25 protein-coding genes are annotated in these 25,521 nt (G+C 53.0%); 4 read left to right on the forward strand and 21 right to left on the reverse strand.

All coding sequences use genetic code 11. From position 1 onward, the window contains the following. Positions 1–105 precede the first annotated feature (105 nt). From QLH52_RS11585 to QLH52_RS11600, 4 genes are all read left to right on the forward strand, one after another. A complete protein-coding gene (locus tag QLH52_RS11585) occupies positions 106–1,545 on the forward strand; it encodes a UbiA family prenyltransferase (RefSeq protein ID WP_319961652.1) in 1,440 nt (479 codons plus the stop codon). A 3-nt stretch (positions 1,546–1,548) separates the two neighbouring features. Beyond that, positions 1,549–1,914: a DMT family transporter gene (locus QLH52_RS11590; protein WP_033156796.1), complete on the forward strand. Its 366-nt coding sequence runs from the start codon at positions 1,549–1,551 to the stop codon at positions 1,912–1,914. 100 nt (positions 1,915–2,014) lie between these two features. Continuing rightward, positions 2,015–3,583, forward strand: coding sequence for a hypothetical protein (locus QLH52_RS11595; RefSeq protein WP_319961653.1), 1,569 nt, complete (start codon positions 2,015–2,017; stop codon positions 3,581–3,583). Continuing rightward, entirely contained in the window at positions 3,580–4,044 is a 465-nt protein-coding gene (locus QLH52_RS11600) for a DciA family protein (RefSeq protein ID WP_319961654.1), read from the forward strand. Before QLH52_RS11595 ends, QLH52_RS11600 begins: the two co-directional genes overlap by 4 nt. Before the next feature lie 72 nt (positions 4,045–4,116). Here QLH52_RS11600 and lpxC read toward each other — a convergent pair whose 3' ends face one another. The 21 genes from lpxC to QLH52_RS11705 form a co-directional block, all read right to left on the reverse strand. Then, positions 4,117–5,043 (reverse strand): UDP-3-O-acyl-N-acetylglucosamine deacetylase, encoded by a 927-nt coding sequence (gene lpxC, locus QLH52_RS11605; RefSeq protein ID WP_192392174.1) that lies wholly within the window; start codon positions 5,041–5,043, stop codon positions 4,117–4,119. A gap of 110 nt (positions 5,044–5,153) precedes the next feature. Then, entirely contained in the window at positions 5,154–6,314 is a 1,161-nt protein-coding gene (gene ftsZ / locus QLH52_RS11610) for a cell division protein FtsZ (protein ID WP_033156793.1), read from the reverse strand. Positions 6,315–6,337: 23 nt separating this feature from the next. Then, the gene (ftsA, locus tag QLH52_RS11615) at positions 6,338–7,564 is read right to left on the reverse strand and encodes a cell division protein FtsA (protein ID WP_020483769.1); all 1,227 of its coding nucleotides are present in this window, start codon (positions 7,562–7,564) and stop codon (positions 6,338–6,340) included. 25 nt (positions 7,565–7,589) lie between these two features. Beyond that, complete coding sequence (locus QLH52_RS11620; protein ID WP_319961655.1) at positions 7,590–8,327, reverse strand: cell division protein FtsQ/DivIB; 738 nt, start codon at positions 8,325–8,327, stop codon at positions 7,590–7,592. Further along, positions 8,314–9,264 (reverse strand): D-alanine--D-alanine ligase, encoded by a 951-nt coding sequence (locus QLH52_RS11625; protein ID WP_319961656.1) that lies wholly within the window; start codon positions 9,262–9,264, stop codon positions 8,314–8,316. Before QLH52_RS11625 ends, QLH52_RS11620 begins: the two co-directional genes overlap by 14 nt. Next, positions 9,261–10,139 (reverse strand): UDP-N-acetylmuramate dehydrogenase, encoded by an 879-nt coding sequence (murB, locus tag QLH52_RS11630; protein ID WP_033156791.1) that lies wholly within the window; start codon positions 10,137–10,139, stop codon positions 9,261–9,263. The genes QLH52_RS11625 and murB overlap by 4 nt, the downstream gene beginning before the upstream one ends. Beyond that, complete coding sequence (murC, locus tag QLH52_RS11635) at positions 10,139–11,566, reverse strand: UDP-N-acetylmuramate--L-alanine ligase (RefSeq protein ID WP_319961657.1); 1,428 nt, start codon at positions 11,564–11,566, stop codon at positions 10,139–10,141. Before murC ends, murB begins: the two co-directional genes overlap by 1 nt. After that, positions 11,563–12,627: an undecaprenyldiphospho-muramoylpentapeptide beta-N-acetylglucosaminyltransferase gene (gene murG, locus QLH52_RS11640; protein WP_319961658.1), complete on the reverse strand. Its 1,065-nt coding sequence runs from the start codon at positions 12,625–12,627 to the stop codon at positions 11,563–11,565. Before murG ends, murC begins: the two co-directional genes overlap by 4 nt. Next, complete coding sequence (gene ftsW / locus QLH52_RS11645; protein WP_051669999.1) at positions 12,624–13,790, reverse strand: putative lipid II flippase FtsW; 1,167 nt, start codon at positions 13,788–13,790, stop codon at positions 12,624–12,626. The genes murG and ftsW overlap by 4 nt, the downstream gene beginning before the upstream one ends. After that, positions 13,784–15,154, reverse strand: coding sequence for a UDP-N-acetylmuramoyl-L-alanine--D-glutamate ligase (murD, locus tag QLH52_RS11650; RefSeq protein WP_319961659.1), 1,371 nt, complete (start codon positions 15,152–15,154; stop codon positions 13,784–13,786). Before murD ends, ftsW begins: the two co-directional genes overlap by 7 nt. Positions 15,155–15,156: 2 nt before the next feature. Next, entirely contained in the window at positions 15,157–16,239 is a 1,083-nt protein-coding gene (gene mraY / locus QLH52_RS11655; protein ID WP_033156788.1) for a phospho-N-acetylmuramoyl-pentapeptide-transferase, read from the reverse strand. After that, a complete protein-coding gene (locus QLH52_RS11660; protein ID WP_319961660.1) occupies positions 16,239–17,603 on the reverse strand; it encodes a UDP-N-acetylmuramoyl-tripeptide--D-alanyl-D-alanine ligase in 1,365 nt (454 codons plus the stop codon). The genes mraY and QLH52_RS11660 overlap by 1 nt, the downstream gene beginning before the upstream one ends. Then, positions 17,600–19,060: a UDP-N-acetylmuramoyl-L-alanyl-D-glutamate--2,6-diaminopimelate ligase gene (locus QLH52_RS11665; RefSeq protein WP_319961661.1), complete on the reverse strand. Its 1,461-nt coding sequence runs from the start codon at positions 19,058–19,060 to the stop codon at positions 17,600–17,602. The genes QLH52_RS11660 and QLH52_RS11665 overlap by 4 nt, the downstream gene beginning before the upstream one ends. Next, positions 19,057–20,784 carry a peptidoglycan D,D-transpeptidase FtsI family protein gene (locus tag QLH52_RS11670; protein WP_319961662.1) on the reverse strand — a complete coding sequence of 576 codons (1,728 nt, stop codon included), beginning with the start codon at positions 20,782–20,784 and terminating at the stop codon, positions 19,057–19,059. The genes QLH52_RS11665 and QLH52_RS11670 overlap by 4 nt, the downstream gene beginning before the upstream one ends. Further along, positions 20,785–21,057 (reverse strand): cell division protein FtsL, encoded by a 273-nt coding sequence (gene ftsL, locus QLH52_RS11675; protein WP_020483757.1) that lies wholly within the window; start codon positions 21,055–21,057, stop codon positions 20,785–20,787. It lies immediately after the preceding gene. Beyond that, complete coding sequence (gene rsmH, locus QLH52_RS11680) at positions 21,057–21,986, reverse strand: 16S rRNA (cytosine(1402)-N(4))-methyltransferase RsmH (RefSeq protein WP_319961676.1); 930 nt, start codon at positions 21,984–21,986, stop codon at positions 21,057–21,059. Before rsmH ends, ftsL begins: the two co-directional genes overlap by 1 nt. A 5-nt stretch (positions 21,987–21,991) precedes the next feature. Then, positions 21,992–22,459: a division/cell wall cluster transcriptional repressor MraZ gene (gene mraZ / locus QLH52_RS11685; RefSeq protein ID WP_033156987.1), complete on the reverse strand. Its 468-nt coding sequence runs from the start codon at positions 22,457–22,459 to the stop codon at positions 21,992–21,994. A gap of 393 nt (positions 22,460–22,852) precedes the next feature. Continuing rightward, a complete protein-coding gene (gene gpsA / locus QLH52_RS11690) occupies positions 22,853–23,854 on the reverse strand; it encodes an NAD(P)H-dependent glycerol-3-phosphate dehydrogenase (RefSeq protein WP_319961663.1) in 1,002 nt (333 codons plus the stop codon). A gap of 5 nt (positions 23,855–23,859) precedes the next feature. Then, positions 23,860–24,333, reverse strand: a complete 474-nt coding sequence (secB, locus tag QLH52_RS11695; RefSeq protein WP_171697287.1) for a protein-export chaperone SecB — start codon at positions 24,331–24,333, stop codon at positions 23,860–23,862. Between the two features lie 32 nt (positions 24,334–24,365). Continuing rightward, positions 24,366–24,656 carry a rhodanese-like domain-containing protein gene (locus QLH52_RS11700; RefSeq protein WP_319961664.1) on the reverse strand — a complete coding sequence of 97 codons (291 nt, stop codon included), beginning with the start codon at positions 24,654–24,656 and terminating at the stop codon, positions 24,366–24,368. 179 nt (positions 24,657–24,835) lie between these two features. After that, entirely contained in the window at positions 24,836–25,147 is a 312-nt protein-coding gene (locus QLH52_RS11705) for an ArsR/SmtB family transcription factor (RefSeq protein WP_033156780.1), read from the reverse strand. Between the last annotated feature and the right edge of the window lie 374 nt (positions 25,148–25,521).

The following is a 25,521-nucleotide window of genomic DNA, read 5'->3' on the forward strand; positions in this document are numbered from 1 at the left end:
GTTAAACGTAGCTTGCGGAATTGCTGTTACATTACAATGCCTTCGATGAGCCAGATATTTTCGATTTTTTCAGCGTTGCATCAATCACTCTAAAAGAAACATAACATGACAGAAACTTCGCTAGCCGCGCTTGTCGTTGATTTGGATGGCACGCTGACGCCCTCCGACACCTTGGTCGAATCGGTATTACAGGTCTGTAAACGGCAGCCGCACGCTATATTCAAATTGCCGTTTTGGTTAGCGAAGGGGCGAGCGGCGTTTAAAGCGCGCGTGGCGCAAGCAGCGGCCCTTGATGTCGAGAGTTTGCCTTATCGGACTGATTTGCTGGAGTATTTGCGCGCGGAAAAACGCAAAGGTAGACAGTTGGTGTTGGCTACCGCTGCGCATACCAATATTGCCGATGCGGTTGCCAAGCATCTGGATTTGTTCGATAAAGTGTTAGGCAGCGACGAAAGCCGAAATTTAAAAGGTGTCAACAAGCTGGAGGCCATCCGCGAGGCGGTGGGGCCGAATTTTGTCTATGCGGGTGACAGCAAGGCCGATTTGCCGATTTGGCGAGCCGCGCAAGCCGCAATCCTGGTTAATACCTCAAAGCCGGTCGCGAAATTCGTGCGGGAACATACACCGATAGAACAGGAATTTACCGCCAACCTGAATCAAATCCGGTCGTGGTTGCGCGCGCTGCGGGTGCACCAATGGCTGAAAAATTTGTTGATATTCGTGCCGCTGCTAACGGCTTTTTCGTTTGACGACTTGGATAAGTTGGGTACCGTTGTACTGGGCTTCTTCGGGTTTTCCTTGGCCGCGTCCGCCACGTATATGGGTAACGATTTGTGGGACCTGGACAGCGACCGTAATCATCCGCGTAAGAAATTTAGGCCGTTTGCCAGCGCTGAATTGCCCATTCTGAAAGGTCTGGCAGCCGCTTGCGGGCTATTGCTGACCGGCCTGGTGTTAGCGCTCGCCGTGTCGCAGGCCTTTTTGGGTATGTTGCTGCTGTATTTATTCGTCACCACTACTTATACATGGCTATTGAAATCCTATGTATTGATCGATGTAATGGTGCTATCTCTCCTGTATACGCTCAGGATTATTGCCGGTTCCGTGGCCGCGTCGGTAGCGACCAGTTCCTGGCTGTTGGCTTTTTCGGTGTTTATCTTTTTCAGTCTGGCTTTAGTCAAGCGTTGTTCCGAACTGGTCGCTTTGCAACAAAAAGGCCGGGAAACCACACACGGCCGCGATTATCGGGCGGTGGATCTGGTCGTGCTCTGGCCCTTGGGTGTCAGTTCCGCGTTGTGCGCGGTGGTGGTGTTTGGTTTATTTATTACCTCGGCGGAGACTCAGATACGTTACCTAAATCCGCAGCTGTTATGGTTTGTGGCGATAGGCCTGATTTATTGGTTAGCACGCCTGTGGATTAAAACCGCTCGCGGGGAAATGCACGATGACCCGCTGGTGTTTGCGGTTCGCGACTTCGGTAGCCGGATCACAGTTCTGTTGATGCTGTTCGCCACATTAGCCGCTCATTTTTCACATTGGGAATAAGCCATGCAAATTCTACTGATCGCTATTTTTAGCATCGTCCTGTCTGTTGCCGCGCAGTTTATGCTGAAACTCGGCATGTCCAGTGTGGATGTCAAGCAGGCGATGGCCGGGCCGCTGACACCACGCCTGCCTTGGATCGTATTTACCAACAAATTTGTGTTTGCCGGGTTTACCTTATACGGTGTCGGCGCCATAGTTTGGTTGAAGGTTTTGGCATCCTGGGATGTCAGTAAAGCCTATCCCTTGGTAGGCCTGGGTTTCGCATTAACCGTGCTGATCGGCATGCTGCTCGGCGAGACTGTCACTGCTTTCCGCGTCTTGGGCATTTTGCTGATTTGCGAGGGCGTTTGGCTCGTTGCCAATTCCTGACCCTGTTACGAGATAACTAATAAGTATGACTTGGCAATTCAGAGCTCTTTTACATCAATTATGCATTCTGTCAGCGATATCGCTAGTGATGATGGTGCATATGCACTACCGGTCGCCGAGTTTTCCGTTTACGCCTGACAGCGCCAGCTATATCGAACAAGCCAGAAATTTTCTCAATTCAGGCAGCTTGCTGATTACTCCGTATGGCTTGGCGCCGGGAGATCAGGATCAGGTCGAGAATCGTTTGTTTCCCGTGGGTTTTGCTGTCGTTCTGGCGGCCGTTTCCAGTTTCGGTATCGATGCGAAAGATGCCGCGATAGGTTTGGCGCATTTTTCTGCCATTACATTGCCGTGGTTATTATTTTTCAGTTTTCGGCAGAGCCTTGGACCACTTTATGCTTTGCTGCTGGCCGGATTAGCAGCGTTATCACCCGGTGTGCTCAAGCATTCGCTGATGGGGCTGACCGATGTATTCGGTTTATGGTTAGCGGTGGCTGTTATTGGGTTGACGCTTAACTCGCGGTCCATCGTCGGCTTTATCTTCGCTGGTTTGCTTGCCGGTATAGCTTACGCAATCAGAAATGCGCATTTAGCGCTGCTGGCTAGCGTTATTTGTTATTTTTGCTACTGCTGGTTAAGCAGCGCCGCTGGGGAACGGCGCGTTGTTTTGCTGCGCGCTGTTGCGGCGATGTTTGGCATGGCCGTGGTCGTAGCGCCGCTGCTGCTCAGAAATATAGTGATGTTTGGGTCGCTGAATCCCTATGTGATGGGGCCAAGCACGATAGGTTTTGTCGAGAATTTACGCACCTATATCGAGGCTTTGCTAAAGGATGCAACGGCTTGTAGCGAATGTGCCCGGTATGTGGCTTGGTCGCTGCCTGGTTTACTGGGATTCGGGGTTTTGATTATTGCCTCTGCCTACGCGGCTTATAAATACCGTTGCTCCAATCTACCGACTTTCGGTAAAAAAACCTTGGCTATTTCAACTATTTATCTGGTCATGGGGTCCTGTGTGGTCGTTGCTGCCCGTACCCGCTATCAATGGGGCGAGGTGATTAATCTTCGCCACACCCTGCAATATTCGCCTTTTTTATGGGCTGGAATGTTTGCGCTGTTGGCTGATCATGGCAGGCAGCCCGCTATTATTGCCTGGAAGCAGGCCAAATTGGCGATTTCTGTTTGCTTGGTGTTTTTCCATGCTAGCTATGCGGTCAATTCGGAGAGTTTCCGCAACAGCGATAACGACTACCCGAAATTGGCGCAGGCATTTTCAATTGGAAAAGCCTATTTGTGCGGCAATCAGGCAGATACTTACTTGGTATCGAACTGGGCGCATGTGTTTCGGATAGAGTGCGGCGCACGAGTCCGCCAGATTGAAGCCATTGCCGCAGGGACAAAGGGTGGTGAAATGCGAGCGTTCATGTCCGCAGGTGATGGGTATATGTCAGTGCTCGAAGCTGTCAGTGACATAAAACAGCAAGCCGGCAGCAGACCAATTCGCGTCGGTTTATTTCCGGGCCGATTCGGTGTGGAATCCGAAAATTTGCCTTTGTCAGCCGTTGATGAACGGCAAATAGTGGCAAATGGCTGGCATATTATTAAAAACGATCAACAGGGCCTGATTCTGGAATATCCAAAAGTCGGCTCAGAGCAAATGAATTTGCAATGACTCGTTATCGCAAAAATGTGTTTAAGACCGCGCTGGATTTTGACAACAAGCAGTTGAATCTGTGTGTGGCCAAAATTAACGCGCAACAGGCCTTGCTGACCATTGTCAGGACGGCGTTACCGGCTGAGATTGCTCCGCACGCTCAACATTGCGTGGCGTCAGGGGCGCAGATACTGTTGTACTGCGATTCGGCCAGCTGGGCATCGCAAATTCGGTTTTTCAATCGCGCGATTTTAGATAAATTGCATGGTGCGGGGCATCCCTATATTGTCCGCTTGCAAGTACGGATTGTCCCGCCGACAGGCGAGCCGATTCGGCCAAAACGCACACCGCGCTTGCCGTCAGCGGAAAATGTCGGTCTGATTGCACAGCAGTTTAAGCCAGCGGATGAACAGGATGTGTTGGCCGCGGCTTTGGCGCGTTTGGGTGCTACGTTGGCGAAACGCTTGCGGGAAGATTAGAAGGTTTTGGAAGGATTGTGGCCGATCAAGTTGACCGGCCACGGCACAGCTTAATGTCTGTGTGATGCGGGATTAGCCTGTCGCGCGTGCTGATGTTTGCGCGGAATGCATAAAGGAAATCGGTGCGTCCTCGGCATTTTCGAAAGTCACCATTTCCCAGGCGTCTTTGTCGTTCATCAGGCTCAGCAGCAACTTGTTGTTCAGCGCGTGGCCGGATTTAAAACCCTGGTATTCGCCAATCAGGCTGTAACCCAGCAAATACAAGTCGCCGATGGCGTCGAGAATTTTGTGTTTCACAAATTCGTCGGCATAACGCAGACCGTCTTCGTTCAACACTTTATCGTCGTCCACCACGATGGCGTTATCCAGGCTGCCGCCCAGGGCCAGATTGTTCTCGCGTAAAAACTCGATGTCCTTCATAAAACCGAAAGTGCGGGCCCGGCTGACTTCTTTCACAAACGTAGTCGAAGAGAAATCCATCACCGCCGTTTTCAAATGCTCGGAAAACGCCGGATGTTCGAAATCGATGGTAAAGGTGACTTTAAAACCATCGAACGGTTCGAATGCGGCCCATTTATCGCCGTCTTCCACGCGGATTGCGCGTTTGATACGGATATATTGTTTGGGTACGTCCTGCTCGACCACGCCAGCCGATTGCAACAAAAACACAAACGGTCCGGCGCTGCCGTCCATGATCGGTACTTCCGCGGCGCTGACATCGACAATCGCGTTGTCTATGCCTAAGCCGGCCAAAGCCGACAGCAAATGTTCGACCGTGGAAACTTTTACGCCGTCACGAACCAGCGTGGTGGATAGCTTGGTTTCGCCGACATTTTCAGGGCGCGCGGCTATCATCACCGGGGTTTCCAAATCCACGCGGCGAAAACGGATGCCGGTATCGGGCTCGGAGGGGTGCAGGGTCAGATACACTTTATCGCCGGTATGCAAACCAACGCCGGTGGCTCTGATGGTGTTTTTTAAAGTACGCTGTTTAATCATGAAATGCCGACAAATAGGTAAAACAAAGCCGGGGAGTCTATCACAGATTATGCGATAGCTCCCCCCGAACTTGGTTGTGCAGCCTCATAAGGACTCGTCGCAAGCGGACCTTAGTCTGCTTGACGTCTCAAGAAAGCCGGTACATCCAAGTAATCCAAATCGACGTCGTTTCTAGGTTGCGCGCCGAAGCGGGATTCCCGAGTCGATTCCTGTTTTTGCTGGCGGACGATGGTCGGTTTGTCCAATTGATCGTAATTGATCTCGCCGGCCGCGACTTTTTTCACCAGACTGATAGGCGAAGCCGCTTGCTTGGCTTTTTCACCCATACCGGTGGCGACGACGGTGACTTTAATTTCCTGCCCCATCGCTGGATTAACTGCCATACCGATTTTCATGTCGGCGTCTTCGGAAGCGAAGGCGTGCATGATGCTGCCGATTTCGTCGAATTCGTTCAAGCCCAAGTCGCCGTTGGAGGTGACGTTCACCAGAATGCCGCGCGCGCCTTGCAGATTGTTGTCGTCCAACAATGGGCAGGCAATGGCTTTTTCCGCTGCCAAACGCGCGCGATTTTCGCCGCTGGCGACGCCGGTGCCCATGATGGCGCTGCCCATATTGGACATCACAGTCTTGACGTCGGCAAAGTCGACGTTCATCAAGCCAGGGTGAGTAATCAGCTCGGTGATACCTTGTACCGCGTCGCGCAACACGTCGTTAGCGGCGCGGAATGCTTCTACCAGTGATTTATTGTTGCCCAAAGTCGGCAGTAATTTTTGGTTAGGAATGATGATCAATGAATCGACCAGTTTTTCCAGTTCGCGTAAACCGGCATCGGCCACGCCTTTTTTCTTGGAGCCTTCAAAATCAAAAGGTTTGGATACGACAGCGACTGTCAACACGCCCAGTTCTTTGGCTACTTCGGCAAATACCGCGATGGCACCGGTACCTGTACCGCCGCCCATACCGGCGGTCAGAAACACCATGTCGGCGCCGGCAATGACTTCGCGGATGCGGTCACGATTTTCTTCCGCTGCGGCTCTACCGACTTCAGGGCGAGTGCCCGCTCCCAGGCCTTTGGTGAGTTCAACACCCAATTGCACGATGGACTCTACGTTCATTTCCCGCAGGGCTTGGGCATCGGTGTTGGCGCAGATAAATTGCACGCCGTCGATACCGTCTTCCACCATGTGGTTAACCGCGTTGCCGCCACCGCCACCCACGCCGATGACTTTGATAACCGCGGTGCCGCTACTATCCAATAATTCATATTTCATTTTCACACCCTCCAGACAAAAAATTAAAAATTTCCTTGAAACCAGCTTTTGATTTTTGACAACAGATCCGCGCCATCATCGTTCATGCCCAACGCCCGGCCGTGATGATCCTTGCCGTACAGCAACAAACCCACCGCGGTCGAATAAATCGGGTTTTCCGCTACATCGGTCAATCCGGATACATGCAGCGGTACCCCCATGCGAACCGGCATATGGAATATTTCCTCCGCCAATTCGACCAATCCCCTCACTTGCGAACTGCCGCCGGTAATCACCATGCCGGCGGCAATTAAATCTTCATAGCCACTTCTTCTTAACTCTGCTTGCACCAACAGCATCAATTCTTCATAACGCGGCTCGACGATTTCCGCCAGATTCTGCGCGGAAATTTTGCGCGGTTCGCGGTCGCCGATGCTGGGCACGGCGATGGTTTGTTGCGGATCGGCCAATTGCGTCAACGCGCAAGCGTATTGGCGTTTGATTTCCTCCGCGTTTTTGGTCGGCGTGCGCAGCGCTACGGCGATGTCGTTGGTGACTTGGTCGCCGGCGATGGGAATCACCGCTGTATGCTTGATAGCACCTTCCGAGAAAATCGCGATGTCGGTGGTGCCGCCGCCGATGTCGATCAGGCACACGCCCAGATCTTTTTCATCGTCAGTCAATACCGCCGCGCAGGAAGCCAGTTGCTCCAACACGATGTCGTCCACATCCAGCCCGCATTTACGGATGCATTTGACGATGTTTTGTTCGGCACTGACGCTGCTGGTGACCATATGCACCTTGGCTTCCAAACGAATGCCGGACATGCCGATGGGCTCCTTGATGCCTTCCTGCTGGTCGATCACAAACTCCTGCGGCAGGATGTGCAGGATTTTCTGATCGGCCGGAATCGCCACTGCCCGCGCCGAATCGATCACTCTATCGATGTCGTGCTGGGTCACTTCCTTTTCTTTGATCGCCACGATGCCATGCGAATTCAGGCTTTTGATGTGGCTACCCGCTATGCCGGCAAATACCGACTTGATCTGGCAACCCGCCATCAATTCGGCTTCCTCAATCGCCCGTTGGATGGAGTGCACGGTCGATTCCAGATTGACTACGATGCCTTTCTTCAGCCCCTTGGACGGTGCGGTGCCGATGCCGATCACTTCGATTTCGTCGCCACCGCGGTATTCACCAACGATAGCAGCGACTTTCGACGTGCCTATATCCAGCCCCACTAATAAATTTCGATCTGTCTTTTTGGCCATTGTTTATGCTCGGTAAGCGTTTAAATCAGGTTTTTATTTTTTCCACGATTGCTTTCCAATCGATGTTAGTGACTTCCGGTTTCCAGGTCACTGCAAAGCCGTTCGGGTATCGGGTATCCACGCTGGCTATTTGCGCCAGCTGTTCCTCGCCCAATAAATCCATGGTTTTTAAAAAGCGTTGCATATTTTCCAGCGGTGCTTTTCTGCCCAATTGCATTTCCATGCCGCTGGCTAACTTAATCCGCCAGGCCCGACGTTCGTTGACATGAAATTCCGCAAGCTGCATCGATTTATCCTTCAGCACGATGTAGACGCCTTTCATGATCTCCAGCAGTTTCTTTTCCTGGCCATCCGGGCCGGTAATCAGTGGTAAATTTTTAAATTCGTCGATATTGTCCGGCACCAACAAATCGCCTTGTTTGTTCAACAGCGCCGATTTGCCCCAGCGCACCACCGGCTTCTGCTCGGTAATCTTTATATGCACCGCATCCGGCCACACCCGCTTCACATCGACCTTATCCACCAAGGGCAGGGCTTTAATCGCTTGATGAATCGCGTTCATGTCGGCCTGGTAATAGCCCTGTTTCATTTGCGGCGCCAATACTTCTTTTAGCCTATCCTTGCTGGTGTATTGGAACGCGCCTTCAATCTTGACGTAGCGGATCGGTTTACTGCTCAGTGCGCCGGCACCGAATTGCTGCCAAGCCCACCAGCCGCCGCTGATCAACAGCGCGGTCATCAAGATCACACTAAACCGGCTCACCTGCACCCGCCATGCTGGTTTCCAAAATGCGCCAGACCAATTCCTCGAAACTGATGCCTACGGCTTTCGCCGCCATCGGCACCAAACTGTGGTCGGTCATGCCGGGTACGGTATTCACTTCGATCAGTTGCGATTGACCGTTGGCGTCGATAAACACATCCACCCGCGCCCAACCTTTCACGTCCAATGCCTGGCAAGCTTGTACCGCAAGCGCTTGCAATTGTTGTTCGCGCTCCGCGCTCAAGCCGCATGGGCAGTGGTATTTCGTGGTATTGGCCCGATACTTGGCGTCGAAATCGTAAAAGGTATTCGGTGTTTCCAAACGGATAGCCGGCAGCGCTTCGCCGTCCAGCACGCCGACAGTGTATTCCTGACCCTGCACCCACTGCTCGGCATAAACGTCGCATAGGTATTGCTTGGCCAATTGCAGTGCGGCGACCAGTTCGTCTCGGTTAGTGGCTTTGCTCATCCCAATGCTGGAACCTTCCTGCGCCGGTTTCACGATCACCGGAAATCCCAGTTTGGCGATGCAAGGATCGATGTCAGCGGCACTTTTCAGCACGTACCAAAGCGGCGTGCTCAAACCCAAACCTTGCCAGCACAGCTTGGTGCGCAATTTGTCCATGGTCAATGCCGAGGCCATGACGCCGGAACCGGTGTAGGGCAAGCCCATGACTTGCAATACTGCTTGCAACACGCCGTCTTCGCCGCCGCGGCCGTGGATCACGTTGAATACTCTGTCGACTTTGAGATTGGTTAAAGCCTCAATCGGGCTGCCGGTCACGTCTATCGCTACGGCGTCGATGCCTTGCGCTTTCAAGGCTTGATATACCGCGTTGCCGCTGTTCAAAGATATTTCGCGTTCGGCAGCGGAGCCGCCCAACAGCACGGCGACTTTGCCGAAATCGGCGGCATTTTTGATGCGTAATGGCTTCATGCTTTTTCACCTACCCGGCAGACTTCAGTTTGCAGACTGATGCCGAATTGCGTTTGTACTTGGGTTTGAATATGTTCGATCAAGGCTTCTATGTCTTCCGAGCTGGCGTTGCCGCGATTTTCGATAAAATTGGCGTGTTTTTCCGACACCACCGCGCCGCCGATGGCAAAGCCTTTCAGGCCGCAGGCTTCGATCAAGCGCGCCGCGTAATCGCCGGGCGGATTCTTGAATACCGAGCCGCAAGTCGGCTTATTGGTCGGTTGCGAGGCGTTACGTTTTTCCAACAGCGCTTTGATGTGTTGTTGGCTGGCTTCGCTGTTGCCTTTGCTCAATTTCAACTGGGCTGACAAAAACCATTCGTCAGCCAGACCTTTGACTGAACGGTAGGCCACTTCAAATTCGTGATGGTCGCGCAGAATGACTTCACCGCGCGGGTTGATCATTTCAACCCGTTCCACAATGCTCCAGGTCTCGCCGCCAAACGCGCCGGCATTCATTTTCAGTGCGCCGCCCATCGTGCCGGGGATGCCGGCTAAAAACTCGGCGCCGGTCAAGCCTAAGTCCGCGCAAAAGCGGGCGACATGGGCGCAAGGTACGCCGGCTTCCACGTAAACCCGTTCGGAGTCGGCGAGATACATTTCTTTCAGTCGGCCGCGGGTGTTGATCACAGTGCCGCGAATGCCGCCGTCGCGCACCAATAAATTGCTACCCAAACCCATCCAGTACAGCGGTTCGCCGGCCGGCAGGCTGGCGATAAATTCGATCAGATCGGCCTTGTTTTCCGGGATGTACAGGTGCTGGGCCGGACCGCCGACCCGCCAGCTGGTGTATTTCGCCAGTGGCTCGTTATTTAATAAAGTGCCTCTAGCCACCATCACTTTAGGGCCTCGGCCAATTGTTGCGGCAATTCGGCAGCGATCTGGCCGACGTTGCCGGCGCCCATGGTCAATACCACGTCGTCTTTTTCGACGATGCCGGCCAGGATGGTCGCCAAGTCTTCACGGTTTTGCACGAATACCGGGTCAACCTGGCCGCGCACGCGAATTGAGCGGCTCAAGGCTTTGCCATCAGCACCGGTAATCGGCGCTTCGCCGGCCGAATACACGTCCAGCAAAATCAGTACATCGACGCTGGACAATACTTCCACGAAATCTTCGAATAAGTCGCGGGTGCGGGTGTAGCGGTGCGGTTGAAACACGACGACTTTACGGCGCGTCGGCCAGGCTTGGCGCAAGGCTTCCAGCGTGGCGGCCAGTTCGCGCGGATGGTGGCCATAATCGTCAACCAAGGTCAGCTTGCCGCCTTGGAAATCCACGTCGCCGTTGATTTGAAAACGCCTGCCCACACCTTTGAATTCGGCCAGACTCTTTACAATAGCCGCATCGTCCACACCCAGGGCGGTGGCGATAGTCGTGGCCGCCAAGGCGTTCAGCATGTTGTGCCAGCCGGGCAGGTTCAGCGTGACTTGCAAGGGCGGTAAATCACCCCAGCGCAACACCGTGAAATGAGTGCGTAAGCCGTCCTGGCGAATATCCACAGCGCGTACGTCGGCGTAACTACTGACGCCGTAGGTCTTCACCGGCTTGGATACATTAGGTAGCACGTCGCAGACGCCCGGATCGTCTATGCACATCACCGCCAAACCGTAGAACGGCAATTGATGCAGGAATTTCAGGAAAGTGTCCTTGAGTTTGCTGTAGCTGCCGCCATAGGTCTCCATATGGTCTTGGTCGATGTTGGTGACAATGGCCATCATTGGCTGCAGGAATAAGAACGACGCATCGCTTTCGTCGGCTTCGGCGACCAAATATTTACCCAAACCCAATTTGGCGTTGGCGCCGGCGCTATTCAAACGGCCGCCGATCACAAAAGTGGGATCCAAGCCGCCCTCGGCCAGCATCATTGTGGTCAGGCTGGTAGTGGTGGTTTTGCCGTGCGTGCCGGCGACGGCGATGCCGAATCTGAAGCGCATCAATTCCGCCAGCATTTCCGCGCGCGGAATTACCGGAATACGGTTTTCGTAGGCGGTGACGATTTCCGGGTTGGTTCTATCGACAGCGGTGGATGTGACGACGACATCGACATCGGTCACGTTGTCGGCGTGATGGCCAAAATAGACTTTCACGCCCATGGCTTGCAGGCGGTCGGTGACTGCCGAGCCCTTAATATCGGAGCCGGACACGGTATAGCCCAAGTTGGACAGTACTTCGGCGATGCCGCTCATACCGGTGCCGCCGATGCCGACAAAATGGATTTTGTCGATGTCGCCCAGCGCTTGGTTGTCGATGTTGGGGCGGTTCATACGGCAGCCTCCGCAACGCAAATATCCGCTACGGTCTGAGTGGCGGCGAGTCTGGCCTTGGCTTTGGCGGCCCGGCTCATGGAAGTTAATGATGTCATGGCTTGTTCTAGGGTTTTACGCAGATTGTCCGCGTTTAATTCGGGTTGCGGCAGCAAGATGGCGGCACCGGCTTCGCTTAAATATTTGGCATTGGCGGTTTGATGATCGTCGATGGCGTGCAGCAAGGGCACGAAAATCGCCGGCAAACCGCAGGCGGCGACTTCGCTGACCGTCATCGCGCCGGCCCGGCAGATGATCAAATCGGCCCATTGGTAAGCCCCGGCCATATCCTCGATAAAAGCCAAAGCTTCGGCGTTCAGTCCCAGCATGCGGTAGCGCTCGGTCACTTCAGCTTGCATGGCGCTGCCGGTCTGGTGCTTTACGTCCACATTGCTCAATCCGGCCAATGCCTCGGGCACAGTGTCGTTTAGGACTTTTGCGCCCTGGCTACCGCCCAGAATCAAAATCCTTAAATTGCGTCCGGCTTGCGGGTGCCATTCGGATTTTTCCGGCAGATTAATGAACGCATCTCTTAACGGGTTGCCGGTGCAGACGGCGTGTACCGATTGGGCGAAGCTGTCCGGAAACGCTTCCAATACTTTGCTGGCAGCGAGCTTTACCAACAAGCGGTTAGTGGTGCCGGGTACCCGGTTTTGCTCGTGTATCACCAGCGGGATGCCCAGCCATTTGGACATCAATCCACCCGGTCCGGCCACAAAACCGCCCATGCCCAATACCACGTTAGGTTGGCGTTGCTTCAGAATGCGCCTGGCCTGCAGGCAGGCTTGGATCAATTTAAAACCGGCGCCGAGTTTGGACAGCAAGCCCTTGCCGCGCATGCCGGCTACCGCCAGCCAGTCGATGTCTATGTTGTTGGCGGGCACCACGCGGCTTTCTAAGCCTTTCTCGGTGCCAAGCCAGCTGACTTGCCAGCCGCGTGTGCGCATTTCCTGGGCGACCGCTAGTGCCGGAAACACGTGTCCGCCGGTGCCGCCCGCCATGATGACGATGCGGCCGCTCATGCGTGTTTCCCCTTCACATTGCTTTTATTGTGTTCGGTCACTTCGTAGTGAATCCGAAACAATACGGCCATTGCGCCGCACATCACGATCATACTGCCGCCACCGTAGCTCATCAGCGGCAAGGTCAAACCTTTGGTGGGCAGCATGCCCATGTTGACGCCCATATTCACGAAGGATTGGAAGCCAAACCAGATACCTAAGCCGTAAGCCGCCAAGGCAGAAAATTTCAGACCGGCTTGCTCGGCTTGTTCGCCAATCGCAAAGGCGCGAACGACCAGGGCGGCGAATAGGCCGATGATCAGTAGCACGCCGAGCAGGCCGAGTTCTTCACCCAATACGGAGAACAAAAAGTCGGTATGCGCTTCCGGCAGGTAAAACAGTTTTTGCAGGCCGTTGCCCAAGCCAACGCCGAAAAATTCGCCGCGACCGAAAGAAATCAAGGCCTGGGTGAGCTGAAAGCCGGTATCTCTGGCATCGGCCCACGGGTCCATGAAGCTGGTGACCCGCGCCAGTCGATAGGGCGATTCAATAACCAAGATCACCGCTAAACTGGCGACCAAACCCAATAAAATAATGAATTGAGAAATTCTGGCGCCGCCCAGAAACATCATGCCCATGGCAATGATCAGAATCACCACCGCCGAGCCGAAGTCGGGCTCGAGCAATAACAGTACGCACGCCACCGAAAACAGCATCAACGGCTTGACCAAGCCGAATGCGGAGCGGCGGACGTGGTCGGCATGGCGGGTGACGTAACCGGCCATATAAATCACTGAAATGAATTTCACGACTTCCGATACCTGGATCCGTAAGCCCAGAATCGATAGCCAGCGGATACTGCCGTTAACCCTGATGCCTACACCGGGAATCAATACCACCAGCAGCAAGGCCAGGCCGGCGATGAACAGGGTTTGCCCCATTCTTTCCCAGCTTTGCATCGGTATGTTCAAAATAATCGCGGAAAAGCCCAAGCCAAACGCAATATGAATGAGTTGCTTGAAGGGATAGTGCGAAATGTCGTCGGCCATTTTGACGCCCAAATGCAAAGAGGACGAGGTGACCAGCATAAAACCGATGCCCAGCAGACTGAAGCACGCCAACATCAACACCGGGTCGACGTGCAGGCGGTTTTGCGCGCGGGGCTTGGGCGTCGGTTTCAACATAAGGGCAGACTCATCACGGCTTCGGCGAACTTATTGCCGCGGTCAACATAGCTGCGGTATTGATCCAGGCTGGCGCAGGCCGGTGATAGCAGGACGCTGTCGCCTTCGCTGGCCAAACTGGCGGCGATGGTGACCGCTTCTTTCATATTGCCGGCGAAATGGACAGGCACACAGTTATTCAAAGCTTGTGCGATCAATGGTGCATCTTTGCCTATCAGGACTACGGCCTTGGTTTTTTCGGTGACGGCAGGCACTAGTTCAGTCATGTCTGCGCCTTTAGTTTCGCCGCCGGCAATTAAAACAACTTTATGCTCGTAGCCGTTTAACGCGGCGATACACGCACCGATGTTGGTGGCTTTGGAATCGTTAACCCAATTAATGCCGCCTTTTTCCGCGACTTTTTGCATGCGATGCGGCAGGCCTTTGAATTTTCTGAGCGCATCGCACATTTTGGTGATGCTTAGACCGGCAGCCGTGCCCAGGGCCAGCGCCGCCAACGCATTGGCGATGTTGTGGCTACCTTCCAGGCGCAATTTACTGGCTGCCATCAAGGCTTGTTCGCCTTGCATTAAAGTATCGATTTCGCCGCGACGCAGATAAAAATCGGCTTGAGTTTGGGTGGAAAAAGTCAATGTTTGCCGGGCGGGATCGCGCATGGCCATGACCATCGGGTCGTCGGCATTCAAGATCATCACGCCGTCGCCCCGGAACACCCGTTGCTTTTCCGCCGCATAACCGGCCATGCCGTCATGGCGATCCAGATGATCCGGACTGACGTTTAACACCGTGGCGACTTTGGCGTTCAAAGCCGTGGTGCGTTCCAGCTGGAAGCTGGACAGTTCCAACACGTAAAGTTCGGCGTCCTGTTGCAGCAAATCCAGCGCGGGTGTGCCGAGGTTGCCGCCGATGGCGGTTTTGACGCCAGCGGCGTTAGCCATTTCGCCCAGCATGGTGGTAACCGTGCTTTTACCGTTGGAGCCGGTGATGGCGATAACCGGTTTGTCGGTGGCGCAAGCGAATAAGTCGATGTCGCTTAGTACGGTTACGCCCGCCTGCACGGCCTTTTGGATGGCTGCTTCGTGTAAAGATACGCCAGGGCTGACCAGCAAATGAGTGGCGACATCCAGTGCGGATTGGTCGAAACCGCCGGAAAATACCGGTACGTCCGGCATTTGTTCCCGCAAATTATCGATTAGCGGCGGATTTTTCCGGCTATCGATCACGGCGAATTTAATCGGGGTCTTTTGCAAAAATTGTGCGGCTGAATAGCCGGTAGCGCCCAGACCGACGATCAATAGGCGAGCGTTATCCGGATTTAAGTTGAAATGGGTTTCCAGATTGCTGAGTAGGGCGGTGGTGTTCATGCTTATCTCAGTTTCAAAGTGGCCAGGCCGATCAACACCAAGATGACCGAGATAATCCAGAAACGCACGATGATGCGCGGCTCCGGCCAGCCTTTCAATTCGTAATGATGGTGAATCGGCGCCATCAGAAACACCCGCTTTTTACGGGTTTTGAACGACGCTACCTGGATAATCACCGAGATGGTTTCCATCACGAAGATGCCGCCCATGATCACCAAAACGATTTCTTGTCTAACCAGCACTGCGACGATGCCCAACGCGGCACCCAGGGCCAGTGCGCCGACGTCGCCCATGAACACCATGGCAGGATAGGTGTTGAACCACAAAAAGCCCAGGCCCGAGCCGACCAGGGCTGCGCAAAATACCACCAATTCGCCGGCTTTGGGGATGTGCGGGATAGCCAGATATTGCGAGAAATTCACGTGGCCGGACAAATAGGCAAAAATCGCCAAGGCGGCGGCGATCATCACGGTCGGCATGATGGCTAGGCCATCCAGGCCGTCAGTCAAGTTGACGGCATTGCTGGAGCCGACGATGACGAAATAGGTCAGTACGACGTAGCCCCAGCCGATGTCGACGGTGACGTTTTTGAAAAACGGCACGATGAATTGGGTTTCCGCCGCTACTTGAGCGGTGTTGTATAAGTATAAGGCGGCGCTCAGTGCCACCAGCGATTGCCAGAAATATTTGGCGCGGGCGGATAGGCCGTCGCTATTGCCGAGCAGGACTTTTTTATAGTCGTCGATAAAGCCGATTACGCCATGTGCCAGTGTTACCAGCAACACCACCCAGACATAACGATTGCTCAAATCCGCGCAGAGCAGGGTGCTGATCGCTACGGCGAACAGAATCATCGCGCCGCCCATGGTTGGTGTGCCGGATTTGGAAAAATGGCTTTGCGGGCCGTCGTCGCGCACGCTTTGGCCGATTTTTTTACGAGTCAATTTTTCGATCATGGCCGGGCCGACCATCAGGGAAATAATGAGCGCGGTCAGCACGCCCAAGATGGCGCGAAAGGTCAGGTAATGTAGCACCCTGAAGCCGCTGTCGATATTGCTTAAATAATCCGCGAGTAAAAGTAACATTAGGCTGCTCTGAAATTGTTGACCATCGCCGCCACCACGTTTTCCATTTTCTGGGCGCGCGAGCCTTTAACCAATAGGGTTTCCTTACCTGTGACGGCTGTTGTCAGTGTGTCTATTAATTGTTCCTGATCGTCGAAAAACTGGCCGCCGTCGCCAAAGGCTTCAACGGCATGTTTTGCCAATGCGCCGGTCGCGAACAAACGCTTCACTGATTTTGCTTTGATTAATTCGCCCATTTCCCGGTGTATCGCCGGGCTGTCCGGGCCGAGCTCGCCGAAAGCGCCCAATGCTACCCACGCTTCGCTGCCGCAATCGGTCAGTACGTCCAGCGCGGCTTTCAAGGAGTTGGGGTTAGCGTTATAGGTATCGTCGATGATGATATTGCCCTTACGGCCTGTTAAGGGTTGCATGCGGCCGGTGACGGGCTGGAGTTGTTCCAGGCCTTGTTTAATGTCTGTCAGGCTAATGCCGAATTGCAGTGCAACTGCCGCTGCGGCCAAAGCGTTTTTCACATTGTGAGCGCCGGCCAGATGCAAGCGGATTGGTAAGGTGTCGGTCGCCGTTTTTAATTCGAAATATGTATTAAAGCCTTGTGCGTCCAAAGCTGTGGCAATATTTAACGCCGTGACGTCGGCTGCGGGGTGCAAGCCGAAGGATACGCTGCGATGGTTGCCGGCCATGGTCAGCAAGAAATTGTAAAAAACGTCGTCGCGATTTAATACCGCCACGCCGTCTTCACCGAGGCTTTCGACGATTTCGCCCTTGGTTTTGGCGACGCCTTCGATGCTGCCGAAACCTTCGATATGGGCGGCGCCAATATTGGTGATGACGCTGACATCGGCTTGCGCATAACGGCTGGTATAAGCAATTTCGCCAGGGTGGTTGGCGCCCATTTCAATCACCGCGTAGCGATGAGAGTCATCCAGTTTCAGCAGCGTCAGCGGCACGCCGATGTCGTTGTTCAGATTGCCTTGAGTCGATAAGGTATGGCCTTGGGTGGCGAAAATCGCCGCAATCATTTCCTTGACCGTGGTTTTGCCGTTGCTGCCGGTGACGCCGGCTACTTTGACCGACAAGGTTTTGCGCCAGTATCCGGCCAGTTCCGCCAGTGCCAGATGGGTGTCTGCGACGATGATTTGCGCTAAAGTGGATGGCGCGGCTCGCTCGAGTAACAGCGCTGCCGCACCGGCTTGCTCGGCTTTATCGATAAAGCTGTGGCCGTCGAAATTCTTGCCGTTTATCGCGATGTATAGCGCGCCGGCTTGTAAGGTGCGGGTATCGATGCCGGTGGCGCGAATTTCTCTGTCTTCGCCGATTAGCTTGCCGTTGACGGCTTGGGCTATTTCGCTGAGTTGCAGCTTCATGGCTTGCTCCACGCCGCCAGTGCTTGCTTGACGATAGCGCTATCGCTGAACGGCTGCTTTACGCCGCCGATTTCTTGGTAGTCCTCGTGGCCCTTGCCGGCTATCACCACGCAATCGTCTGGGTCTGCTTGTCGTATCACTGTGTTTATGGCCGTGGTTCTATCGTTAATGACCGTTATTTTTTGGCTTTGGCAGCCGCTCAAAATGTCTTTAATAATCGCTGCCGATGCTTCGCTGCGCGGATTGTCGTCGGTGACGATGACTTGATCCGCCCAGGTTTCGGCAATTTTGCCCATCTGCGGACGCTTGCCCTTGTCCCGGTCGCCGCCGCAGCCGAATACGACTCTCAGTCGGTTCCCGCCTTTGGCGGCTTTCAGCACTTTTTCCAGCGCGTCCGGGCTATGCGCATAATCCACAAATATCGTGGGTTTGCCGTTGCCGCCGAATTTTTCCATGCGGCCGGCAATGGCGTTTAATTTGGCCAGTTGCGCGACGGCGGCGTCGAATTCGCTGCCGGTCGCCAGCAGCACACAAAGCACGGCTAGCACGTTATCCAGGTTAAAGCCGCCAACCAGCGTTGTCGTTGCCCGGCGTCTTTGCTCGCGCCATATCACATCGAATTCGATGCCGGCGGCGCTATGTTTTACTTGCTCGGCACTTACGGCTTCCCTAGCAGTACCGCGTTGGCCGGTCGCGCTGTAGGTCCAGCGTTGCACGGTGTCCGGCAGGCTTTGCAATACCTCGGCGCTGCTGGCGTCGTCCAGGTTGACCACGGCAAACTGCAGGCCCGGTGTTTTAAACAAGGCCAGTTTGGCTTGCAGGTATTCCGCCATACTGCCGTGATAATCCAAGTGGTCCCTGCTCAAATTGGTAAAAACTGCGCCTTTAAAGCTAACCCCGTTAACCCGGCCTTGGTGTAAGCCGTGCGAGGACACTTCCATGGCCGCGTTACGTTTATCCTGCTTTACAAATTCGTGCAGCATTCGCTGCACGGCCAACGCATCCGGGGTGGTGTTGGCGGTCGGCTGCAAGCTGCCGACGTCTCCCCAGCCCAGCGTGCCTATCACGCCGCAAGCCGGCAAAGCCTGCGCGATTAACTGGCTACAGGTGGTCTTGCCGTTGGTGCCTGTTACGCCGATTACATCCAATAGTTGCGACGGGTTGCCGTAAAATCTTGCGGCGATTTCGCCCAGCTTTTGCGCTAAATCGGTTACTGCCAAGCTTGGTACTTTTACTTCGCTGACGATCTGCGTCTCCACGCCGCTTGGATCGTAAATCACCGCGACCGCGCCGTTCGCAACAGCTTGCTCCGCATGCGCAATGCCATGCTGGGTTGCGCCGTTCAACGCAATAAACGCATCGCCGGCTTGGATGTTTCGGCTGTCCAAACACAATCCGCTGATTGCCAAATCCGGCGGATTTACTGTCAGTCCGTTTAGCAATTGGGCTAGCTTCATTGTTTGCTCAACAATAAATGCATGTTATCCATGCCGTCCGGCTCAACGCCGTATACCCGTAATGCGCCCGCCATCACTTTCGAGAAAGCCGGTGCCGCCACCAGGCCGCCGTAATATTGGCCGGTGGTAGGTTCGTCCACCACAATCGCGATAATGAAGCGCGGGTTGCTGGCCGGCGCCATGCCCACAAATACCGATAAATATTTGTCTTCGCTGTAACCGCCGGCCCCGGCCTTTTTCACGGTACCGGTTTTACCTGCTACCCGATAACCCTCGACTCTGGCTTGGTATGCCGTGCCTTCCTTGCTGATCACGTGCTCCAGCATTTCTCGGACCTTTCTGGCGGTTTCGGGTTTGAAAATCCGTTGGGCATCGGGATCTTCATCGCGCTTCAGTAAAGTCACGGAATGAATGATGCCGTCGTCCGCCAAAGCGGTATACGCTCTGGCCAACTGTAAAATCGAGGTGGAAACCCCGTAACCGAACGATAAAATCGCCTGGTCGAATTCGTGCCAGCCTTGATAATCCAGCAAAGAGCCGATGGCTTCTCCCGGAAAGCCAACACCGGCGGAGGTGCCGAATCCCAGCCTGCTGTATACGCCCCAAAAATACTCCGGCGGCATGCTCATCGCGATTTGCGTGACCGCGATATTGCTGGATTTTTGCAGTACGTGGGTCAAATCCATCGTGCCGTAGTTATGCACGTCCTTAACGACGTTACGACCCAAGTGATAGACACCATGGGTTTCTATCAATACGTTGGGTTTGATATAGCCACCATCCAGTGCCGCCGCTACCACGAAGGGTTTGACTGTCGAGCCGGGTTCGAAGCTATCCACCATGGCCCGGTTGCGATAGCGGTTACTGCTCAATTCTTTACGGTTGTTGGGATTGAAAGCTGGTTGGCTGACCGTCGCCAATACATCACCGTTTTTGGCATCCAGCACCACCAGCGATGCCGAATGCGCTTTATTCTGGATCATCGCATTCTGCAATTCCCGGTAAGCCAGGTATTGCAGGCGCTCGTCGATAGTCAACACCAGGTCGCGGCCTGGGATGGCTTCTTCAATATTTTCCACGTCCTTGATGATCTGACCTTTGCCGTCCTTAATCACGCGCTTTTTGCCGGGCTGGCCGCGTAGAATGTGCTCGTAGCCGTGCTCTATGCCTTCCTGGCCGATGTCGTCGATATTGGTAAAACCCAATAGATGCCCGGATACTGCGCCAGCCGGATAGTAACGCTTGAACTCTCGCTCGAAATACACACCGGTAATTTCCAGCGCTTTGACCTTTTCGGCTATATCCGGGTTAATCTGCCGGCGCAAATAGACGAAACGCTTATTGGCGTCTTTTTCCTTTTTTAACAGCGAACGCAGTTCCTTTTCCGGAAAACCGAGGATTTTCGCCATCGGTGTTAATTTGTCCTGTTCCGCATCCCTTAGTTGGCGCGGATTGACCCAAATCGATTGTACCGGGGTACTAATCGCCAAAGGCTCACCGTTGCGATCCTTGATCTGCCCACGATAAGCCGATACCGACACTACGCCGACGTGCTGCATATCGCCTTTGTCCTGCAGAAATTCTTTATCGAGAATTTGCAGGTATACCGCGCGCGCAACCAATCCGAGCATGGCCAACAACATTGCCGACAGCAGCACTCTGCGGCGGATCACAAAATCTGTATTGTGGCGCGGTATCGTTCCCGCGCCGGAGGCAATTCGCATTTACGGCTTTATATAAATAATTTTGTCTTGGGCCGGCAAAGTCAGCATCAGCCGCGTTCTTGCTTCGATTTCAACCCGGTTTTCTTCGGTGAGCGTGGTCAATTCGAGTTGTAATCGGCCCCATTCCACTTCGTAGTCGTCGAGCTCTTTTTCTTTTTTCTGAATGTCGATAAACAGCAAGCGCGATTGGTATTTGCTGTAGATCACGGCAATGCCGGAGATCATCAGCATCGCCACCAACAGTGTCAGCAGGATATTTCTTGCAATCGCCATTAACGTTTCTCCCCAACTCGCATTACCGCGCTACGTGCGCGTGGGTTCTGTTGCAACTCCTGTTGTTGTGCCCGTATCGACTTGCCTATTTTGCGTAACTGACCTTGTTCTATGTCTTGCTCTTTAATCGGCAGTTTGCCGGGATTGGTTTTCGGGCCTGCTTGGTCGCGAATGAAGCGCTTGACGATGCGGTCTTCCAATGAGTGGAAAGCGATCACGACTAAACGTCCACCTGGCGCCAATACCTCCACAGCTTGTTTCAATCCGGTTTTAATCTGTTCGAGTTCTTGGTTAATCTCTATCCTGATCGCCTGAAAACTGCGAGTTGCAGGATGTTTGTGCTTGTCGCGAAACGGCACACTGTTTTCGATCAATTTTGCCAATTGCAGAGTGGTCTGCAGAGGCTGCTGTTGGCGTTGGCAGATAACCGCGTTGGCAATTCGCCTGGCAAAACGCTCTTCGCCATATTCAAACAATACGCGAACCAATTCTTTTTCGTCGACTTGCGCCAAATACTCTGCAGCCGACAGGCCGTGATTGCTATCCATGCGCATGTCCAAAGGACCGTCACGCAAAAAACTGAAGCCACGCTCCGCATTGTCTAGTTGCGGGGACGATACGCCCAGGTCCATCAGAATGCCGTCGACTTTACCCTTATAGCCTTGTTGTTCAATAATGGCTCTCAGTTCCAAAAAACTGGCGTGATGCAAACTAAAACGGCTGTCTTCCAGCAAGCGCTTGGCTTCGTTGCTAGCAATCGCATCCATGTCTCTGTCAAGCGCCAGCAATCTGCCGGTGCTATTCAGTGCTTTCAGAATGCCGCTGCTGTGTCCGCCACGCCCGAAGGTGCAGTCCAGATAAATACCGTTCGGTTTTATGTCGAGCTGCTCTAAGGCCTCTTCGTACAAAACCGTCTGATGGGCGGTCATCTCCGTCAAAACGACAGCGAGCCAAGTTCTTCAAGGCCCTCTGTGTCGTTACCGTCCATCCATTCCTGTTCTTTGGCCTTCCAGGCCGCTTCATTCCATATTTCAAATTTGTTGAGCTGACCAACCAGCATGATGTGTTTTTCCATGCCGGCAAACTCCCGAAGGGTTTCCGGAAGCAGCAGGCGCCCTTGGTTATCCATTTCACATTCCGAGGCATTGCCGATCACAAAACGTCGTAACTTGCCGGCCATTTTGTTTAATGTCGGCAGTTTGCTGATGGTTTGTTCGAGCTTTTCCCATTCGGGTAAGGGGTATAGCCATAGGCAACCCGGTTCGCCGACACATTTGTCGTCAACTGCAACGGTCACAACCATTTGTCGGTCGCAGGACTCCTGTAACTCCTCCCGATAGCGGGTAGGAATTGCAATGCGCCCTTTCGCATCCAAACTGATTGAACTTATGCCTCGAAACAAGATGAACCTCAAAAATTCCAAAAAAATCCATTTTTGACCACTTTACATCACTTTTGCACCACTATAGTTTTCAACGGGTGCTTAGTCAAGAGGCATTTAAATTAAATTCTTTCTTTTTCTACAAGGACTTACGCAGGATTGGTGCGTATTAGGCGGTATATGCGAGGGTTTCGAGTAAAAATGATTTGTATCAAAAAGTTAATGATGGTTTTTGATGTGAATTGCAATTATTAGGTGCTAATTCTCACTTTTTGCACGCGGTTTGCTGTAGCAAGCTGTTTGGACGGTTAGCGGTAAGGCTGGTTTTTCTGAGCAAAAGATTGGCGGCTGTGGTTTGGGATAAATAGTGGTAGAGCCCTTAGATTGAGTTCGTTGGGCTATTTCAGACGAGATTTACAAACTTTCCGGCTTTTGATCGCGTGTCAGCAGGTTTTGGACGGCTTGTTTGGGGGAGAGTTGTTCGAATAAGACTTTGTAAACTTGTTCGGTGATTGGCATTTCGACACCGTATTTTTGCGATAAACGGTGCGCTTCTCGGGCTGCGGATACGCCTTCGACTTCCTGATTGATTTCGCTTAATGCGTACCTTTGGTCTTTGCCTTGGCCTAATGCCAAGCCAAAGCGGCGGTTTCTGGATTGATTGTCGGTACAAGTCAAAATCAGGTCGCCCAGACCGGCTAGGCCCATAAAAGTGTCGGCTTGGCCGCCAAGTTTGATGCCGAGGCGCATGATTTCGGTTAGGCCGCGAGTGATCAGTGCGGCTCGGGTATTGGCGCCAAAGCCAAGGCCGTCGGCTATGCCTGCCGCGATTGCCAAAACATTTTTGCAGGCTCCGCCTACCTGAACGCCAATAATATCGTTGCTGGTGTAGATCCTAAATCGTTGGTTGTGCAATCGTTCGCTAAGTTGGGTGGCGAAGCCTTCCGAGTTAGAGGCGATGGTGAGTGCGGTTGGTAGGTCGGCAGCTACTTCTTGGGCAAATGTGGGGCCGGAGAGTGCGGCGCATTCGATATTCGCCCCCAGTATTTGCGTCGCCACCTCGCTTAACAAGGCGCCGTTTTGGGAATCGAAACCCTTGGTGGCCCATGCGATGCGGGAGCTTTCACTGAGCGTGGGTTTGATTTGCGCTAATAAGTCTCTAAAGGCGTGGCTGGGGACCGAAATAAGCAATACCGCGCTGAACCCCACGGCTTCCGCAAGATTGTCGGTGAATTGCAGGTTTTCTGGAAAATGGACGCCGGGTAAATAGCGTGCATTTTCGCCGGTTTGCTTTAATGCGGCTATGTGTTTGGGATTATGGCCCCACAACAGGGTGTTGCAGCCATTTCTGGCTGCCTGTACCGCTAAAGCGGTTCCCCATGAGCCGGCGCCAAGGATACTGATAGATGGTGGCATCCCGCTTAATTTAGCGTCTTCGCTTCAGGTTCCTGTTGAGTTTGCGCTTGTTGCAAGTGCTGCATATACAATGCGTCGAAATTGACTGGCGCCAAGATTAACTGTGGAAAACCGCCTTTATTCACTAGGTCGGAAATGACCTCTCTCGCATAAGGGAACAAGACGTTGGGGCAAAAGCTGCCTAGCATTGGTCCCATTTCTTGTTCGCTGAAACCGGCTATTGAAAAAATTCCGGATTGATTGACTTCAACTAAATAGGCCGTTGTGTCTGCAATTTTTACGGTGACGGTTAATGTCAGCGATACTTCGTACATCGAGTTTTCGATAGGTTGAACGTGCGTGCCGAGATTAAGATCCAGCGCGGGTTCCCACTTTTGCGTGAATATTTTTGGAGCATTGGGGGTTTCAAAAGAAATGTCTTTGGTATAGATCTTTTGAATCGCGAACTGCTTTTCGCTGGATGCGTTGATTTCGGCCATGATGATTACTTGTTAAGGTGGTTGATTAATCTTTAGTTTTTACTGCTGACTTTGATGGGGAGCTTGTTATCTTCCCAGGATTGCATGCCGCCCGTCATGTTAAATACATGCTCAAATCCGGCTTTGGTCAGTGTTTTGCAAGCGGCTACCGAGCGGGCGCCAGTCTGGCAGGTCACGATCATAGGGTGATTTTTATGCTTTTCCAGAGAGCCTAGTTGTTCTTCTACTTTGCCTAAGGGAATGTTGATCGCGTTTTCGATGTGGCTTTTGGCGAATTCGTTGGTTTCTCGCACGTCAAGCACAACGACATCGTCACTGTTCATTTTGGTGACTGCAATCAACGGAGAAATGCTTTCGTACTTATTGAATGAGTTCGCGAGCAAATCCTGGATTAGCAAAAAAATAATGCATACCAGCGAGAATGCTAGTAAATAGTGATTGGTGGCAAATTCTATATATTGGTCCATTGCGTGGGTTTATTTTAGTGGTTATTGAATGCTGTTTACGTGCCGCAAAAAACGCTGCGCATCATTTGAATCAGGTGTGTTACACGCTCATCGTCGATAAAATAGTAAACCCGATTGGCTTCTTTTTTGTAATCGAGAATGCCCTTGTCTCGCAGTATTGCCAAGTGCTGGGAAATATTGCTTTGACTCGTGCCAACTTGCTCAACGATCTCTTGTACGCTAATCGAGTTATTGCCGAGTACGCAAAGGATTTTCAGGCGCAACGGATGAGACATCGCTTTCAAGCAGCGCGCGGCCCGATTAATATCGTTGTCGTCGTAGAGAATGGTATCGTTTTTGTCTTCCATTTAATAACGATGATCGTGGCAAAAGTTAAGAGCAGTGAGAGAGCAATGGTACTTTTCGAACTATGACGACATCCTTGTGCTGGTATAATGTCGCCACGGCGCAAGTGGGTTTAATCGCTTGCGCTAACGCAATAAAAAGTGAGCAAATCTAACAGAGTGGGCTTTATTGTTCAATACCCTCGGCTAGAGGCTTGGGAAAATAGCTCGGAGCTGCTTGGGTTGGCTCGTTTTTTGACTAGGCCAAATTTTATCTGCCTTAACGCCCGCAAAACTAATCTTTGGAGTCTGTAACACATGGTCAGTCCAGCAAAGCCGTTATTGCTGCTCTCTGCGTCAATGATTGGACGGTTATTGCTGGTTGCCTAATCGATGCA

Source organism: Methylomonas defluvii (assembly GCF_033949435.1).
Classification (GTDB): domain Bacteria; phylum Pseudomonadota; class Gammaproteobacteria; order Methylococcales; family Methylomonadaceae; genus Methylomonas; species Methylomonas defluvii.